Source organism: Marinobacter sp. ST-43, assembly GCF_030541085.1.
Taxonomy (GTDB): Bacteria; Pseudomonadota; Gammaproteobacteria; order Pseudomonadales; family Oleiphilaceae; genus Marinobacter; species Marinobacter nauticus.
In genome coordinates, this window is record NZ_JASSVO010000002.1 from 100,203 (window position 1) to 116,304 (window position 16,102).

General features: G+C 58.7%; 17 protein-coding genes. 12 read left to right on the forward strand and 5 right to left on the reverse strand.

Annotated elements, in window-relative coordinates; genetic code table 11:
• Positions 1 to 22: 22 nt before the first annotated feature.
• From mlaD to QPL98_RS04680, 3 genes are read right to left on the reverse strand one after another with little or no spacing between them, the layout of a single operon-like run.
• Positions 23 to 472 carry an outer membrane lipid asymmetry maintenance protein MlaD gene (mlaD, locus tag QPL98_RS04670; RefSeq protein WP_199452330.1) on the reverse strand — a complete coding sequence of 150 codons (450 nt, stop codon included), beginning with the start codon at positions 470 to 472 and terminating at the stop codon, positions 23 to 25.
• A 20-nt stretch (positions 473 to 492) separates the two neighbouring features.
• Complete coding sequence (gene mlaE / locus QPL98_RS04675) at positions 493 to 1,275, reverse strand: lipid asymmetry maintenance ABC transporter permease subunit MlaE (RefSeq protein ID WP_199452331.1); 783 nt, start codon at positions 1,273 to 1,275, stop codon at positions 493 to 495.
• Positions 1,272 to 2,084, reverse strand: a complete 813-nt coding sequence (locus tag QPL98_RS04680) for an ATP-binding cassette domain-containing protein (protein WP_286895539.1) — start codon at positions 2,082 to 2,084, stop codon at positions 1,272 to 1,274. Before QPL98_RS04680 ends, mlaE begins: the two co-directional genes overlap by 4 nt.
• 174 nt (positions 2,085 to 2,258) lie before the next feature.
• Here QPL98_RS04680 and QPL98_RS04685 point away from each other — a divergent pair, with 174 nt between their 5' ends.
• The 12 genes from QPL98_RS04685 to yjgA all read left to right on the forward strand — a co-directional run bounded on the left by QPL98_RS04685 (position 2,259) and on the right by yjgA (position 11,535).
• Entirely contained in the window at positions 2,259 to 3,248 is a 990-nt protein-coding gene (locus QPL98_RS04685; RefSeq protein WP_011786155.1) for a KpsF/GutQ family sugar-phosphate isomerase, read from the forward strand.
• Positions 3,248 to 3,817: an HAD family hydrolase gene (locus tag QPL98_RS04690; protein ID WP_199452333.1), complete on the forward strand. Its 570-nt coding sequence runs from the start codon at positions 3,248 to 3,250 to the stop codon at positions 3,815 to 3,817. The genes QPL98_RS04685 and QPL98_RS04690 overlap by 1 nt, the downstream gene beginning before the upstream one ends.
• Entirely contained in the window at positions 3,814 to 4,413 is a 600-nt protein-coding gene (gene lptC / locus QPL98_RS04695; protein ID WP_199452334.1) for an LPS export ABC transporter periplasmic protein LptC, read from the forward strand. Before QPL98_RS04690 ends, lptC begins: the two co-directional genes overlap by 4 nt.
• Positions 4,397 to 4,963, forward strand: a complete 567-nt coding sequence (lptA, locus tag QPL98_RS04700) for a lipopolysaccharide transport periplasmic protein LptA (RefSeq protein ID WP_199452335.1) — start codon at positions 4,397 to 4,399, stop codon at positions 4,961 to 4,963. Before lptC ends, lptA begins: the two co-directional genes overlap by 17 nt.
• The gene (gene lptB / locus QPL98_RS04705; protein WP_199452336.1) at positions 4,941 to 5,666 is read left to right on the forward strand and encodes an LPS export ABC transporter ATP-binding protein; all 726 of its coding nucleotides are present in this window, start codon (positions 4,941 to 4,943) and stop codon (positions 5,664 to 5,666) included. The genes lptA and lptB overlap by 23 nt, the downstream gene beginning before the upstream one ends.
• A 188-nt stretch (positions 5,667 to 5,854) precedes the next feature.
• Complete coding sequence (locus QPL98_RS04710) at positions 5,855 to 7,384, forward strand: RNA polymerase factor sigma-54 (protein ID WP_199452521.1); 1,530 nt, start codon at positions 5,855 to 5,857, stop codon at positions 7,382 to 7,384.
• Positions 7,385 to 7,457: 73 nt separating this feature from the next.
• Positions 7,458 to 7,766, forward strand: coding sequence for a ribosome hibernation promoting factor (hpf, locus tag QPL98_RS04715; RefSeq protein WP_011786161.1), 309 nt, complete (start codon positions 7,458 to 7,460; stop codon positions 7,764 to 7,766).
• An 88-nt stretch (positions 7,767 to 7,854) separates the two neighbouring features.
• Entirely contained in the window at positions 7,855 to 8,325 is a 471-nt protein-coding gene (ptsN, locus tag QPL98_RS04720) for a PTS IIA-like nitrogen regulatory protein PtsN (RefSeq protein WP_199452337.1), read from the forward strand.
• 54 nt (positions 8,326 to 8,379) lie between these two features.
• On the forward strand, positions 8,380 to 9,264 hold the full coding sequence (rapZ, locus tag QPL98_RS04725) for an RNase adapter RapZ (RefSeq protein WP_199452338.1): 885 nt from the start codon (positions 8,380 to 8,382) through the stop codon (positions 9,262 to 9,264).
• 6 nt (positions 9,265 to 9,270) lie between these two features.
• A complete protein-coding gene (locus QPL98_RS04730; RefSeq protein ID WP_011786164.1) occupies positions 9,271 to 9,540 on the forward strand; it encodes an HPr family phosphocarrier protein in 270 nt (89 codons plus the stop codon).
• Positions 9,541 to 9,631: 91 nt separating this feature from the next.
• The gene (gene mgtE / locus QPL98_RS04735) at positions 9,632 to 10,993 is read left to right on the forward strand and encodes a magnesium transporter (protein ID WP_011786165.1); all 1,362 of its coding nucleotides are present in this window, start codon (positions 9,632 to 9,634) and stop codon (positions 10,991 to 10,993) included.
• A gap of 17 nt (positions 10,994 to 11,010) precedes the next feature.
• Positions 11,011 to 11,535, forward strand: coding sequence for a ribosome biogenesis factor YjgA (yjgA, locus tag QPL98_RS04740; RefSeq protein WP_011786166.1), 525 nt, complete (start codon positions 11,011 to 11,013; stop codon positions 11,533 to 11,535).
• Here the strand turns inward: yjgA and QPL98_RS04745 are convergent, their stop codons facing one another.
• Both QPL98_RS04745 and QPL98_RS04750 read right to left on the reverse strand, forming a co-directional pair.
• Positions 11,536 to 12,360, reverse strand: a complete 825-nt coding sequence (locus tag QPL98_RS04745; RefSeq protein ID WP_206853171.1) for a carbon-nitrogen hydrolase family protein — start codon at positions 12,358 to 12,360, stop codon at positions 11,536 to 11,538.
• 10 nt (positions 12,361 to 12,370) lie between these two features.
• Positions 12,371 to 16,081: a YhdP family protein gene (locus QPL98_RS04750; RefSeq protein ID WP_303292810.1), complete on the reverse strand. Its 3,711-nt coding sequence runs from the start codon at positions 16,079 to 16,081 to the stop codon at positions 12,371 to 12,373.
• Positions 16,082 to 16,102 lie beyond the last annotated feature (21 nt).

Below are 16,102 nucleotides of genomic sequence, written 5' to 3' on the forward strand. Positions count from 1 at the left end.
TTCTCCTGTGCATGGCTCTGGCTCAGCGGCCGGAGGCAAAGTTACTGATCAGCCGTTCCAGATTCATGGCAGACTGGGTGGAATAAAAGGTATCCCCCGGGTTCAGCGATTCCAGATCTCCGCCAATCGATATATCAATGTACTGCTCCCCCAGCAGTCCGGATGTACGTATTACTGCTGCACTGTCGGCCGGGATGTTATCAACCTCGGCATGGATGGACATGGTTACCCTCGCCTGGAAGGTGTCCCTGTCCAGGGTGATGGATTCAATAGTACCGACAGTGACACCGGCCATGGAAACCTTGCCACGGGGCGTCAGGCCTCCGGTATCGTTGAAATTCGCGTACAGCGTGTAGGTCTGCTCCGCGGATTTCGGCGACAGACCGCTAACCTGCAGTGCCAGAAACATGAGCGCGGCCAGGCCGGCAATCATGAACAGCCCAACAATGATTTCTATGCTTCTCTGTACCATGAAAGGCTCCCTGAATCCTGTTAAAAATCACCGAACATGACGGCGGTGAGTACGAAATCGAGACCGAGCACCGCCAGCGATGAGTACACCACAGTTTTGGTGGTCGCCGAACTGATACCTGCGGAGGTGGGCACGCAATCATAACCCTGGTAGACCGCAATCCAGGCACACACGAACCCGAACACCACACTCTTGATAAAGCCGTTGAGCACGTCGTCCACAAAATCGACGGAGGACTGCATGTTGCCCCAGAAGGAACCTTCGAACACACCCAGCCACTCCACGCCGACCAGCATGCCACCGTAAATCCCGACCACCGAAAAAATCATGGCGAGTACCGGCATGGCGAGAAAACCGGCCCAAAGTCTTGGAGCAATGACCCTGCGCAGAGGATCCACCCCCATCATTTCCATGCTGGAAAGCTGTTCCGTCGCCTTCATCAACCCGATTTCTGCCGTCAGGGCGGATCCTGCACGACCGGCAAACAGCAGGGCGGTCACCACCGGCCCCAACTCTCGCACCAGCGTTAAGGCAATCATCTGGCCAATCGCCGACTCCGAGCCGTAGTCACTGAGAATGGTATAACCCTGAAGCCCTAGCACCATCCCGATGAACAATCCGGAGACCACCACAATCGCCAGTGACAACACGCCGACTGCGTAGAGCTGTTTGACCAGCAAGGGAAAACCTGTAGCAGGCCTGGGGACTCCTGCCAGCACACCGAACAGAAACTGCCCGGAACGACCAAAGGAGGCGATGATCGCAAGCCCGAGACGACCCAGGCCGGCAATACGATCCATCATGAAGACAGCCCTCCCACACCAAAATCAGCCGCCGCATCGCCACTCGGGTAATGGAACGGCACCGGGCCATCAGGCTGCCCTTCAAGAAACTGCTGAACCCGCTCAGACGGATGTGCCCGCAGCTCCTCGGGAGTGCCCTCACCGATCACCTTGCCGTCGGCAATAATGCAGGCGTAATGGCAAATACTCAGGGATTCCGGCACGTCGTGCGACACCAGAACGCTGGTTAGCCCCATGGAACTGTTGAGATCCCGGATCAGCTTGACCAGCACGCCCATGGCAATCGGATCCTGCCCGGCAAAGGGTTCGTCGTACATGATCAACTCCGGGTCGAGTGCGATACTGCGGGCCAGTGCGACGCGCCGGGTCATGCCACCGGACAACTCTGAGGGCATCAGCTCTCTGGCACCACGCAAGCCCACCGCCTCCAGCTTCATCAGAACAATGTCCCGGATCATATCCTCGGGTAATGACGTGTGCACCCGCAGCGGGAAGGCAACGTTCTCGTAAACACTGAGATCGGTGAACAGCGCGCCACTCTGAAACAGCATGCCCATCTTCTCGCGCAGCTGGTAGAGCGCCTTGCGCTTGAGCCCGGGCACGTCGTGGCCTGCCACATTCACCTGGCCCGAATCCGGGCGAAGCTGACCTCCAATGAGCCTGAGGAGCGTGGTTTTACCGGTACCACTGGGCCCCATGATGGCAGTCACCTTCCCTTTGGGAATATCCAGACTGATTCCATCAAAAATCCGGCGCCCGGAACGGGAAAACACCACATCCCTAAGTGTTATGTACGCAGATGACTCCATAATCCATCCCTTTCAAGGAGCGCCTACATTATGACAAGCTCTCCCAGACCTCAATTAAAGCAACGTAAAATGTCTTGATGGCAATGATCAGAATCCCTGATGCAGGCGAGCCGGGGGCACCAGAAGTGATATACTTCGGCCTCAAATCCCAGATCGAGCAGACAGCCAGCCGACATGACCGAATCAAATACCTTCAACACCCAGGACTTTTGCAACTCGGCCCTACGGGCAATCCGCATCGAGCGCGAAGCCATTGAAGCGCTGGAAAGCCGTATAAACGGTGACTTCAGCCGCGCCTGCGAGGTCATCATGGCCTGCAAAGGCCGGGTTGTGGTGACAGGTATGGGCAAATCGGGGCACATCGGCAACAAGATTGCCGCCACGCTCGCCAGCACGGGCACGCCCGCCTTTTTTGTTCATCCCGGCGAAGCCAGCCATGGCGATCTGGGCATGATAACACCCCAGGATGTGGTCATCGCCATATCCAACAGCGGCAGCACCAGCGAAGTGGTCACCATTCTCCCTCTGATCAAGCGCATGGGCGCGCCATTGATCAGCATGACAGGCAAACCCGATTCCGTACTGGCACAGGAGGCCGTTGCCAACCTGGATGTCAGCGTGGCCATTGAAGCCTGCCCCCTGGGCCTGGCACCCACCTCCAGCACCACCGCCACCCTGGTCATGGGGGATGCCCTGGCCGTGGCGCTGCTTGAAGCCCGGGGATTCAGCGCCGAGGATTTCGCGTTCTCCCACCCCGGCGGCAGCCTTGGACGCCGCCTGCTGCTGCGGGTATCCGACATCATGCACACCGGTGACCAGATTCCTCAGGTTGCCGAGGGCACAACCCTGAGCGGGGCACTGCTGGAAATAACCCGCAAGGGCCTGGGTATGACCACGGTCGTTAATGCCGCCGGCACCCTGACGGGCATCTTCACCGACGGCGACCTGCGCCGGACCCTGGACAAATCCGTGGATGTGCACACTACCCCCATCCAGGACGTGATGACCCGCAACGGCAAAACCATCCGGGCAGACCACCTGGCGGCAGAAGCCTTGAATATCATGGAAGAAATGAAGATCAACGCCTTGCCGGTTACCGACGCAAACGGCACCCTGGTGGGCGCCATTAATATGCACGACCTGCTGCGGGCCGGAGTGATTTGATGACTCAGACAGCGCATCCGTTACAAACCCACTGGGACGCAGCCCTGAAGGCCAAGGCATCGGGCATTCGCCTGATCGCCCTGGATGTGGACGGCATCATGAGCGATGGTCGCCTCTATTTCAGTGCCAGCGGCGACGAACTCAAGGCCTTCAACATTCTTGACGGCCTGGGCCTGAAACAGCTGATGCAGGCAGGCATCACCGTGGCGGTGATTACCGGACGACGTTCTCCCCTCACGGAAAAGCGAATGTCGGATCTGGGCATCCCGCATCTGATGCAGGGTCGCGAAGACAAGAAGGTCGCATTGCTGGAACTGATCCGGGATATGAACCTTGAGCCGGAGCAGATTGCCTACATGGGCGACGACCTGCCCGACCTGCCCGCGCTGCGTTTTGCCGGCCTTGGCATCACGGTACCCAACGGCTACTGGCTGGTTCAGCAACACGCCGACTACTGTACCCGCAGCCACGGTGGACAGGGCGCTGTGCGCGAGGCCTGCGATCTCCTGCTCTGGGCTCAAGGGCACCTGGACACCACTCTTGCTCCCTATCTGGACGAGCCAGCATGATCACCGAGCGGCTTTTCGGCGATCGTGGCAAACGGCGGGTTACAACCCTGGCCCTGGCCGTCACCGTAACAGCAACCGTTTTTTTGCTGTGGCAAAGCGACGAGCCTGTCAGCTCACGGAATGCCGCCAGCGACCTGCGGGGGCCCGCAGAACCCGACGGCTTTGTGGTGGGCGGCCAGTACCGTGCATGGGATGAGCAAGGCAACCTCCAGATTGATCTCACAAGCCCCAGAATTGAACAGTTTGAAGAAACCGGCACGGCTCATCTGGACACGCCGAGAGCCCGGCTTTTCAGTGAGGGCAGCCCCGAACCTTGGCTCATCGAGTCCAATGAAGGTAGCCTTCAGCAGAACAATGAAAAGCTGGAACTTACGGGGAACGTCCGGTTGACCCGACAGTCCGAAGGCCGCGAAGCCGTTCTCGAAACCGAGGCACTGACCCTGGACAACAGCAACGGCACCGTCTACACAGACCATCCGGTGTCCATCACCGAGCCTTTCGGCGTCACCCGCTCCACCGGCATGAAAGCCTGGATCGACGAACGCATTCTCGAACTCAACTCCCGGGTAGAGGGACAATATGAAACCGTCAGGTAAACGATCTTTCTGCCGGCCAGTGATTCTGGCCATGGCATTGCTGGCCGGCCCTGTATCGGCATTCAATCTGGATTCAGACATCCCCATCAAGGTCAGTGCCGATTCTGCCCGCCTGGACGATAGCGCCGGTACGGCCGTTTACACCGGCGCTGTCGAACTGATCCAGGGCGAAACCCGGCTGGAAGCGGATCGGGTGGTACTTTACCGGAACCAACAAGGTGTCAGCCGGATTGAAGCCGCCGGCAACCCCGCCCATTACCGGCAACCTGGCCAGGAAGGCGAAGGCATGACCGATGCCAAGGCCCTGAACATCACCTGGTCTGGCGATGAAAACCTGGTCATTTTTGAAAGACAGGCCGTCATCGAACAGGGTGGCAACGTATTCCGGGGCGATGTCATCCACTACGACACCGTTCGCCGCGTTGTTACTGCGGAAGGCGGCACGCCATCCGACGGCGGCTCCGGCCGGGTGGAAATGGTGATTCAGCCTCGTAATTCAGCTCAATCCAGTGACGGGAAAGGTTCGGATGGCAGTTCTCAGGGCCAGTAATCTGGCAAAAAGCTACAAGCAGAAAAAAGTGGTGCTGGACGTTTCTCTGGAAATTCGCTCCGGCGAGATTGTCGGCCTGCTCGGCCCCAACGGCGCCGGCAAGACCACCTGCTTCTACATGATCGTGGGCCTGGTGCCTGCGGATCACGGCCGGATCACCATCGACACCCAGGACATCACCCCGCTGCCGATGCATGGCCGCGCCCGCAAGGGCATCGGCTACCTGCCCCAGGAAGCCTCCGTGTTCCGCAAACTGACCGTACGGGACAACATCATGGCCATCCTCGAAACCCGCAAAGGCATGAGCCGGGCGGAACGGGACGCCAAGCTGGAAGAGTTGCTGGAAGAGTTCCACATTACTCACATCCGGGACAGCGTGGGTATGGCACTATCCGGCGGCGAACGCCGCAGGGTTGAAATCGCCCGGGCGCTGGCCATGGAGCCTGCCTTTATTCTGCTGGACGAGCCCTTCGCGGGCGTAGACCCCATCTCAGTGAGTGACATCAAGCACATCATCCGGCACCTTCGGGACAAGGGCATCGGGGTCTTGATCACCGACCACAACGTTCGGGAAACCCTCGACATCTGCGAGAATGCCTACATCGTTTCCGGAGGCCACATCATTGCCTCCGGCAATGCCGAAGCCATTCTGGCAAACCAGCAGGTGAAAGAAGTATATCTGGGCGACGAGTTCCGGCTCTGACCTGATAAAACAGGGTTTATCCGAGGCCTGATTGTTTTGATGATCTGTAGCAAGTAAACTCGGCAAAAAACTTGCTTATACTGTTCACAGACAATGGCAAGTAACCAGCGTACAACATTTTTTTCGGCCTGTGCGCCGGCAAAGCAACAACCGGGATGCCCACGAGTTATGGATCTTGAGCCATGGTTATGAAAGCCTCATTACAGCTTAAGCTGGGCCAGAGTCTGACCATGACGCCCCAGCTGCAGCAGGCTATACGCCTGCTGCAGCTTTCTACCCTCGATCTCCAGCAGGAAATCCAGCAGGCGCTGGAATCAAACCCCATGCTGGAAACCTCCGAGGACGATGAGCACGCTGAAGGCGACGAACGCGAAGAGCACGAGCACAGCGAAGCTTCCGGCTCTGAGACCACCCAGGACGACAGCCACCAGGACGCGAGCCCGGACTGGGACGAAACCGAGAACGGCCCAGACTGGTCGTCCGAGAACGATATTCCGGACAACATTCCTGATGATCTGCCGGTTGATACCGCCTGGGATGACATCTACCAGTCTGCCCCGGCGCCGGCCAGCAAGGGCGAAGACGAGCACGAATCGGATTTCGAGACTCGTAATTCGCCCACCGAAACCCTGCAGGATCACCTCGAGTGGCAGCTGAACCTGACGCCCCTGAGCGAGCGGGATCAGGCCATTGCCCACGCGCTGCTGGATGCCGTGGATGAGCGCGGCTACCTGACGTCTGACATCGAGGACATTCACGCAGGGCTGCTGGACGAATCCGAAGAAGATCCGCTGGAACTGGACGAAGTGGAAGCGGTACTCCACCGCCTGCAACACTTCGACCCGCCCGGCGTGTTCGCTCGGGATCTCCAGGAATGCCTGCTGATTCAGCTCAACCAGCTGCCACCGGATACCCCCTGGCTGCGCCAGGCGAGACTGGTGGTTACCCAGTTCCTGCATCTGCTTGGCAACCGGGACTACGCACAGCTGTTGCGCCGCAGCCGGCTCAAGGAAGACCAGCTGAAACAGGTACTGGCCCTGATCACCAGCCTGAACCCTCGCCCTGGCGATGTCGTGGACCGGGCCGAACCGGATTACGTTATCCCGGACGTCATCGTACGCAAACACGAAGGCCGCTGGCGGGTTGAACTCAACCCGGAAATCGCTCCGCGTATCCGGGTGAATGCCAGCTACGCGTCACTGATCCGCCGGGCTGACAGCAGTGCCGATAACACCTACCTGCGCGACCAGCTGCAAGAAGCGAAATGGTTTATCAAGAGCCTGCAAAGCCGGAATGAAACCCTGCTGAAAGTGGCCACCCGCATCGTTGAACACCAGCAAGGGTTCCTCGATCAGGGCGAAGAAGCCATGAAGCCTCTGATCCTGTCTGACATTGCCCAGGCGGTGGAAATGCACGAGTCCACGATTTCCCGGGTTACCACCCAGAAGTACATGCACACGCCCCGCGGTATTTTTGAGCTGAAGTACTTTTTCTCCAGCCACGTCAGCACCGCCGAGGGCGGCGAATGCTCGTCTACAGCCATCCGGGCGATGATCAAGAAGCTGATTGCCGAGGAAACCCCGAAAAAGCCATTGAGCGATAGCAAAATTGCAGCCATGCTAGGGGAACAGGGAATCAACGTGGCGCGGCGTACCGTGGCCAAATACCGGGAGGCCATGCATATTCCTCCCTCGAACGAACGAAAACGCCTGGTTTAAACTTTCGCCGGTGCAAGATGCACTGGCACGCAAGCCGGCAAGCACGCCGGCAGTATGACAACAGGAGACGCCTATGCAACTCAACATTTCAGGCCATCACGTAGAACTGACTCCCGCTCTGAAGGATTACGTCAACACCAAGTTCGAGAAGCTGGAGCGTCACTTCGACCACATCAGTAACTGCCAGGTCACACTGGAGGTCGAGAAGGTGCGCCAGATGGCGGAAGCCACGCTGCACGTGATTGGTGGTGAGATTCACGCAAAGGCAGAAAATGAGGACATGTACGCCGCAATCGACGCTCTGGTCGACAAGCTGGACCGTCAGATCCTCAAGCACAAGGAAAAGAACGTAGACCGGATGCACGGTAACGGCGGTCGCTGAAGCGCGAACCTTACCGGGTGTTTCATGAAACGAGCTGCGGCGGGGCTAACCGGCCGCAGCCTTTTTTTTACGGACATGCAGTCGATCCATGAGCGAGCCATCCCTGACCATCGACAATATTCTTGCCCCTGAACTGACCCTGTGTAAGGTGCCGGCCTCAAGCAAGAAACGTGTGCTGGAGTTCATCGCTGAACGGATTCACTTTCAGGATGAAATCCTCAGCGACACCCAGATCTTCAACAATCTGGTCTCCCGCGAACGGCTGGGTAGCACCGGTATCGGCGAGGGTATTGCCATCCCCCACTGCCGACTGGAAGGCCTGGACCGGGTCATCGGCGTGCTGATGACTCTGGAGGAGCCGGTAGACTTTGATGCTATCGATAACCAGCCGGTAGATCTGGTGTTTGCACTGATCGTCCCCAAAGAAGCCACCAGTGAACACCTGGAGTTACTGAGCCAGCTGGCGGAGCGCTTCAATGACAGCACCTTCTGCGCCCGGCTGCGCCAGTGTGAAGATGCCGCGAGCCTTTACCAGCGTATGGCGGAGAGTAATCACTGAGATCAGCCTGATATCTGGACAGGCTGCCAGGCAGATTGAAGGAGAAACAGTCCCATGAAGCTGATTATCGTCAGTGGCCGATCCGGTTCCGGCAAGAGTACGGCTCTGCATGTGCTGGAAGACCTGGGATTCTACTGCATCGACAACCTGCCCATTGGTTTGCTGTTCCCGCTGACCCGGGAGGCGGCCACCCAGGAAGCACCGGGCCGGCTGAAGAAAATGGCCGTCAGTATTGATGCCCGTAATCTTTCTGCCGAGCTGGCCAATTTTGAAACCATCTACCAGCAACTGAAGCAGACCGGTGTCGAGCTTGAAATCATTTTCCTGGATGCCGACGAGCAGTCACTGCTGCAGCGCTTTCACGCAACCCGCCGCAAGCATCCGCTGAGCGATGACAAGACGTCTCTGCGGGAGGCAATCACCAACGAAAAGCAATTACTGGAACCCCTGTCAAAGCTGGCCGATCTTTACGTCAACACGACCGGGCTCTCCATGTATGAGCTACGCGACATGATCAAGCAGCGCGTGGCCGGCCGCAAGGATCAGGAACTGGCACTGCTGTTCCAGTCCTTTGGCTTCAAACATGGCGTGCCGGTGGATTCAGACTACGTCTTCGACGTCCGCTGCCTGCCCAATCCATACTGGGACACCAGCCTGCGCAAGCACACCGGCGTTGATCAGCCGGTCATCGAATTTCTTGAACGGGAACCGCTGACACGTCAGATGGTGGATGACGTCACGGGCTTCCTGAATACCTGGCTGCCCTCGTTTGCCGACAGCAATCGTAGCTACATGACCATTTCCATCGGTTGCACCGGTGGCCAGCACCGCTCCGTTTATGTGTGTGAGCAGCTCGGACGCTATTTCCGCGACAATTACCGCAATGTGCAGGTGCGCCACACCGAACTGCCACACCTTCAAGCCCGGGGAGAAATCTGAGCGCCTATGATTTGCCGCCCCATCACCATCATCAACAAACTCGGCCTGCATGCGCGGGCCACGGCGAAGCTTGTGGCCACCGCATCAGACTTTGACAGCAAGGTGCGAATCCGCGGCAAAGGCCGGGACGTAGACGCCAAGAACATCATGCAGGTGATGATGCTGGCCGCCAGCCAGGGCACCGAAGTGGAACTGGTTGCCGATGGCCCGGACGAACAGGATGCCATCGACGCGCTGGCTGCCCTGATCAACGATTATTTTGGTGAAGGGGAATAACCTCCGGTTTCGTCATTCACCTACAATCCTTTCTCACGTGTGCCACCTAACTCCGCTATAATGCAAAGGTTTTCTGATCGCAGGTGGTTCAATGACCGACATTCTGGAAAAAAGCCAGGCCCGCCAACGCCTTCGCTCACTCAGTGAAGCGCTGGACAGTGGTGCCCTCAAGCAGGTGGCCCGCATTCTGAATGGCGGTCTGAGCCCCAGCGATATTGCTCACCTTCTGGAATCCTCGCCACCACGCCAACGGGCCCTGCTCTGGAACCTGGTCGACAAGCAGCTGGAAGGGGAAGTCCTCCAGTACCTTGGCGACGATATTCGTAGCTACTTCCTGAGCCAGCTGAACGCGCAGGAGCTGGCGGACATTCTGGAAGATTTCGAGTCGGATGACCTGGCCGACTTGCTTCAGCAATTGCCGGACACGGTGATCCAGGAAGTCCTGGACACCATGGACGAGCAAGACCGTCAGCGGGTCGAGGAAGTCCTCGCTTACCCGGAGGACACTGCCGGCGGCCTGATGAACACCGATACCATCACGGTACGGCCGGACATCAGCATCGACGTTGTGTTGCGCTACCTGCGCCGTCACCGCAGCCTGCCCCCGATGACCGACAGCCTGATTGTGGTCAGCCGTCGGGACGAGTTTATCGGCATGCTGCCCATTACCCGGATGCTGGTATCCAATCCCGCGGCTACCGTTCGGGAAGTGATGGACACGGACATTGAACCCATTCCCGTGTCCCTGTCCGACACCAAGGTCGCCACTCTGTTCGAACGCTACGACCTGATTTCTGCCCCTGTGGTGGATGAGACCAACAAGCTGCTGGGCCGGATCACCATCGATGACGTGGTCGACGTTATCCGTGAGGACGCAGACCATTCCCTGATGAGTATGGCTGGTCTGGATGAAGACGAGGACACCTTTGCCCCGGTGATGAAGACCACCCGCCGGCGCGCGGTCTGGCTGGGCATCAATCTGATCACGGCCTTTACCGCATCGGCCGTGATTGGACTGTTTGAAGACACTATTGCCAAAGTCGTTGCACTGGCCGTACTGATGCCAATTGTGGCCAGCATGGGCGGCATTGCCGGTAGCCAGACTCTGACCCTGGTGATCCGGGGCATGGCCGTTGGCCAGATCAGCGGTGCCAACGTGGGCTGGCTGCTGAACCGTGAGTTTCTGTCCGGGGTACTGAACGGCCTGCTGTGGGCGGTGGTGGTTGCCACCGCCGCGGTGGTCTGGTTCCAGGACTGGCTGATTGGTGCCATCATCGCGGCGGCACTGGTTATTAACCTGGTGGCGGCGGCGCTGGTGGGCACCGTCTTGCCGCTGTTCCTGAAATCCCGGAACATTGACCCGGCCCTGGCCGGCAGTGTGATACTCACCACCGTAACCGACGTTGTCGGCTTCATGGCCTTCCTGGGACTGGCCACCATTTTCTATGCCTGAGCAACCTGTGACCTACCATGACTGACCAATTTGACGACGAATTCCAGGACGACCTTGGCCCCAGCAAATCGCAGCTGAAGCGCGAAATGCACGCGCTTCAGGATCTGGGCAAACGCATGCTGGACCTGAACGACGAACAGCTGGCCACCCTGAGCATCAGCGAGACCCTGAAAGCGGCGATCATTGAATCACGCCGGATTCCCCAGCGTGAGGCCCGCCGGCGACACTTGCAGTACATTGGTAAGGTGTTGCGCCAGGAGGACGACCCCGAAGCTATTGGCCGTGCCATCGACGCCTTCCACGCTGGCAGCGAAGAGCATACCCGCCGACACCATCTGGCCGAGCGCTGGCGCGACCGGATGATTTCCGAAGGTGACAAGGTGGTAGGAGAGTTTATTGATTACTGCCCTTCGGCCGATGTACAGCACCTGCGCAATCTGGTGCGCAATGCCCGCAAGGAAGTCGAAAAAGGCAAGAATACCGGCCAGGCCCGAAAGCTGTTCCGGGCTCTGCGGGAATGGATCGACGACGCCGAGCAGTAATCAGAGCCGCCGGTGCTCCCACACGGGCATACGGCTTCGCAACTGATGCAGTTGCTCCAGGTCCAGATTGGCGCAAGCCATGCCCGGACCTTCGTCGAACTCACTGACGATCTTACCCCAGGGATCGCAGATCAGGCTGTGGCCATAGGTTCTTCGCCGGCTACTGTTCTGCCCCCCTTGCCCCGGCGCCACCACCCAGACCTGGTTTTCAATGGCGCGGGCGCGTATCAGGGCGTGCCAATGGGCATTGCCCGTCTGCCAGGTAAAGGCGCTGGGCAGGCAGACCCATTCGGCGCCCTGCTCTCTCAAGGCCCGGAACAGTTCTGGAAAGCGAAGGTCGTAACAGATCGCCAACCCCAGTCGTCCGGCCGGCGTATCCACCGTAATCGCCTGATCACCGGGCTCAAAGGTATCCGATTCCCGATACTGGCCGTGGGCGTCTTCAACCATGGCGTCAAACAGGTGAATCTTGTCGTAGCGGGCCACTTCTTCGCCATGATCGTTGTACACCAGACAGGTGGCGCGTACCCGGTCTGTTATCTCTGAACCATCTCGCCGACTGGCCAACGGCAGGGAACCGCCGACAATCCAGAGCCCCAATGACCGGGCCTGCTCGGCCAGAAAGCGACGGATAACAGGCTCGCTACTCGCCTCCCGGCGGCCGCACTCCAGCATCTGCGCGGTGGCCAGAACGGCGAAGTTCTCGGGCAACACCGCCACCTTCGCCCCTGCGCCTGCCGCTTCAGCCAGCAGTCTGCGGGCCTCTTCAAGGTTGGCATCGATGTCATGGGTACTGACCATTTGTATTGCCGCGACCTGAACCATCATGGCCTCCTTACTCACCGGTATCGAACACGCCCCGCAGATCCACTTCCGGATTGCTCCAGGTTCCTGTGACACTGTACGTGGCACTGGTCAGTTTGCTCAACGGGTCGCCCAGAATTTTATCGAGCACGAACAAGGCGCCGCCGATGGGGGCGCTCGCCCCCATCAGTATGGCAGCCAGGGGCAGATTCTGTGTCACGGGTAGTACCAGGACCAGGCGCATATCCAACGTTTCTTCGGCCATGTTGGTATTGCCACTGAGTTTGAACGCGCCGGACGGACCCACCAGTTGCAGTTCCGGATCCATGGTCACCAGGCCATTTATGATGTTGGCCTTACCGGAAATGGCGTCGAAGGCGACGCCCCGTTCGTACAGATCCGAGAAATCCAGCCGCAACCTGCGCCAGAGCGTATCGGTGTTCAGCAGGTTGAAGACCCGGAACAATTGCGCCGAATTGCTCTGCTCCATGATCATGCCGTCGTCCAGGCGGGCACTGACCGTGCCGCTTATCTTGCTGAGAGCAATGTTATTCGGGCTTCCCGGCCAATCCAGATCCAGTTCAACCGCCGTTTCTTCGTTGGTCATCGGAATGGTGCTGCCAGTCAGCGCTTCCAGATCCTTAAGGGCCCCGCCCTCCAGCTTACCAGTAAACCGGGTCGTTTCCCGGTCATCCACAATGCTCCAGGTCATATCGCCGGACAACACCAGGGATCCAAGCCGGCCTTCCACCTCCTGCACACGCAACCGATAGGGTTCAGGGCGCAGCTTGAAACGCCAGCTTCCCGCTGACTCGCCATCCAGCCGGAGATCCGAGATTCTGGCATCAATGTCGGGCCAATTTCCCATATCCAGCTCCCTGAACGCCTGCAACTGCTCCTCAAGAGTCAGAAATTCGTTGTCCTGCTCTGCGGCACTGGTCTCCCGTACCAGGCGCAGGGTTGCAAAGTCGGCCTCTACCGTGCCTCCTTCTCTGGGTAACACCACCCTGCCCCGGGCCCGATCCGAGTCTGTATGAACGACCCACCGGTCCTCCAGCTCAAGCGCATCAATGGCGATATTGGTCAGATGGTGAGCGCCCAGATTCAAATGTTCGAAGACCAGCTCGAAGCCCGTCTCTTTAAAACGGAGTTCAGCGTCCAGACGATCCTGCCATTGCGCAGCGATCGCCACGCCTTCGCTCTGGAACGGATCAACCCGGACCGACAGGGGGGTTCGCTCGCGCGCGGTCTTTGCCAGTGGTTTGGGCCAATCCACCTGCAGACCTTCAAGGTCTGAAAACAGGGAAATCACCGGCTCGCCGGCACCGCCTAATTCAAGCTCAGCGGTGTAGACAAGCTCTCCGGAAAGCCCGCGCGCCGCATCGTTAGCCAGGCCAAAGGCCGCCAGGGAGCCTGGCAGCTTCAGACCACCTTGCTGGCGTATCAGCATGGCGTCGCCGGCCTCCGCGGCGGAAAAAACAACACTGACCGGTTGATCGAAAAAACGAGCAGTGACCGGTGGCCCGGAAAATCCATCAACACTGTCGTAAGTCAGGTCAGCCCGAATATTCTGCCAGCGAAGTCCCGCATCCGGTAATTGGAATCCGGCATTGTCGGTTTTTACCTGCGCCGTAACCCGGGTGTCCTGCCCTTGCGATAGCGGTAGCTCCAGCCCAAGACTCAGCTCAAACTCCCCGTCATAACGGGCACGGGTGTTACCGTATCCCAACAATTCCCCCAACGGAGTATTGGCCAGCCACCAGGGTATTCTCTCTGCCGGAACCGTCGACACTGCATCTACGCGCACCAGCGTGCCAGCTTCCCCATCTCCGGGAAGGACGTGAACACTGGCGTTTTCCAGCTCCAACCCACCGATCTCGCCCCGAGCGAGCATTACCCGCGTGTCGGCATTCTGGATCTCGACCCGCCCGCTGGCCTGCTCCACAGCGGGCCAGCGCTGGTCGTATCGAATCGTGGCGTTATCGAATTCATACCACATGGAGGAAACAAACGATCCAGACGGCGCGGAGGAATCAATACGACCGTGGCCATAGTACTGCCCCCGGATACCGGCCTCCGGAATACTGTTGGTGAGCCATTCATAAAGCCCTTCGCCCACAGCATTCGCCGGCACGAAATCCGCCAGCATATCGGCATTGCCGCCTTCTACGCCGACGCTCAAACCAAGATTGTCCTCCCCGAATCGATCCAGCCGCAGGTCAAACGCGCCGCTTAACCGGGTATCTGAGCGATAGATAAACTCCAGATCATCGGAGAATACCCTGGTGATCCCTCCTTCCAGGATCCAGGCGACAGTTCCGGATAGAGAGTCCAGCCTCCAGTCAGTGTTGAACAACTGCGGAAAGCCCAGCATGGCGGATTCTGGTGTATCCAGGGTCACCCTGCCGCTGTCTGGATTCATCTTGATAAAGCCATATAGCCCCTCGGCGCGGGGGGCGCCAGACCAGGCCCGCACCCCGAACTCCCGCAATCTGGCACTTAACGAGAACCGGGAGCCCTGCTCTGGCAGAGTAAACAACATATCGTCCAGAAAACCCGCAGGCTGATAATGCTCCAGCGCCTCGCTGGCGGCATCCGGCAGCAGCTCCAGGGCCTGAACCAATCGCCGCAAAGGCTTGAGCGGCAGTGAGTCTGCCACCAGCTTGAGCTCATCCTGACCGTCTTCGATGCGAACACTGAACGGCAGAACCTGATCGCCAATCCAGTCCCAGCGAAGCTTCTGCAAACGTAGGGCCTCCCCCCGCCGCCAACCGAAGTGAGCCTGGATATCTTCAAGAGGCGCCAGCGATTCACGGTTAACACCTAACTGAAGATAGGGAGTGCGAACCTGACCCTGAACCTGCTGCAGCTCGCCATCCTCAAAGCTTAACCAGGCACTGCCCCCCAGATCGAAGCCTTCAACCCGTATGCCCCGCCAGTTCAGATCATCAATCAGGCCATCGAACAGTCGACCGGAATCCACATCCAGGTAGAGTTGACCGGTAAACTCCCCCCTGAAAAACCGCTGCCCTACCAGAGCAAAACTGGCCAGCTGTGTGGTTGTACCACTCTGCATGGCCCGGCCTGCGGCCTGGAACAAGCCGCCCTGGTAGTACAGATCAAGCTGAGGAATATCCAGAAAACGAAGGTTCTGTCGGCTTGGGCCCAGCGCCAGGCTGACCCGTGTCACCCGGACTTCCGGATCCGACAACCAGCGGCCTGCCAGGCGAATCCATTCCTGAAGTTCCGGCGCACCCGGCTCGGCCAGCTCCACAATCTCTTCCACCGGATTGATAAATGGATCCTCGGTAGGGCGAACCACCGTTAACGCCAGACCGTCAGCGTCAAAATTGCGGAACACCAGGCGGAAGCGGAACAGGGAGGCAAAAAAATCGAGCCGCAATTCCAGGTGCTCAAGTTCTGCGGCTATGCGGTCTGAATCCGGGGAATTGATGGTGATATCTTTGGCGGTAATGGAGGGATCCAGCCAATACCATTGGGAGGATAAACTGCCAACAGACACATCCAGGCCTGTGGCTTCGGAGAGCGAAGCCGCCAGTTCATCAGAAAAGCTGTTGATATCGGAGGTGAGCTGGCGACCGACACCAACATAGAGTGCGAATAACACCAGCAGCGTCAGGATGGACCACCAGACCACACTGGCAAAGCCCGCCAACCCGCGGGCAACCAGACCGCGCTCATCCTCGGCTGGTTGCGAACTGTCCGGCTCGCGGATCGACATAAGACTCAGCTCCCTGCAACG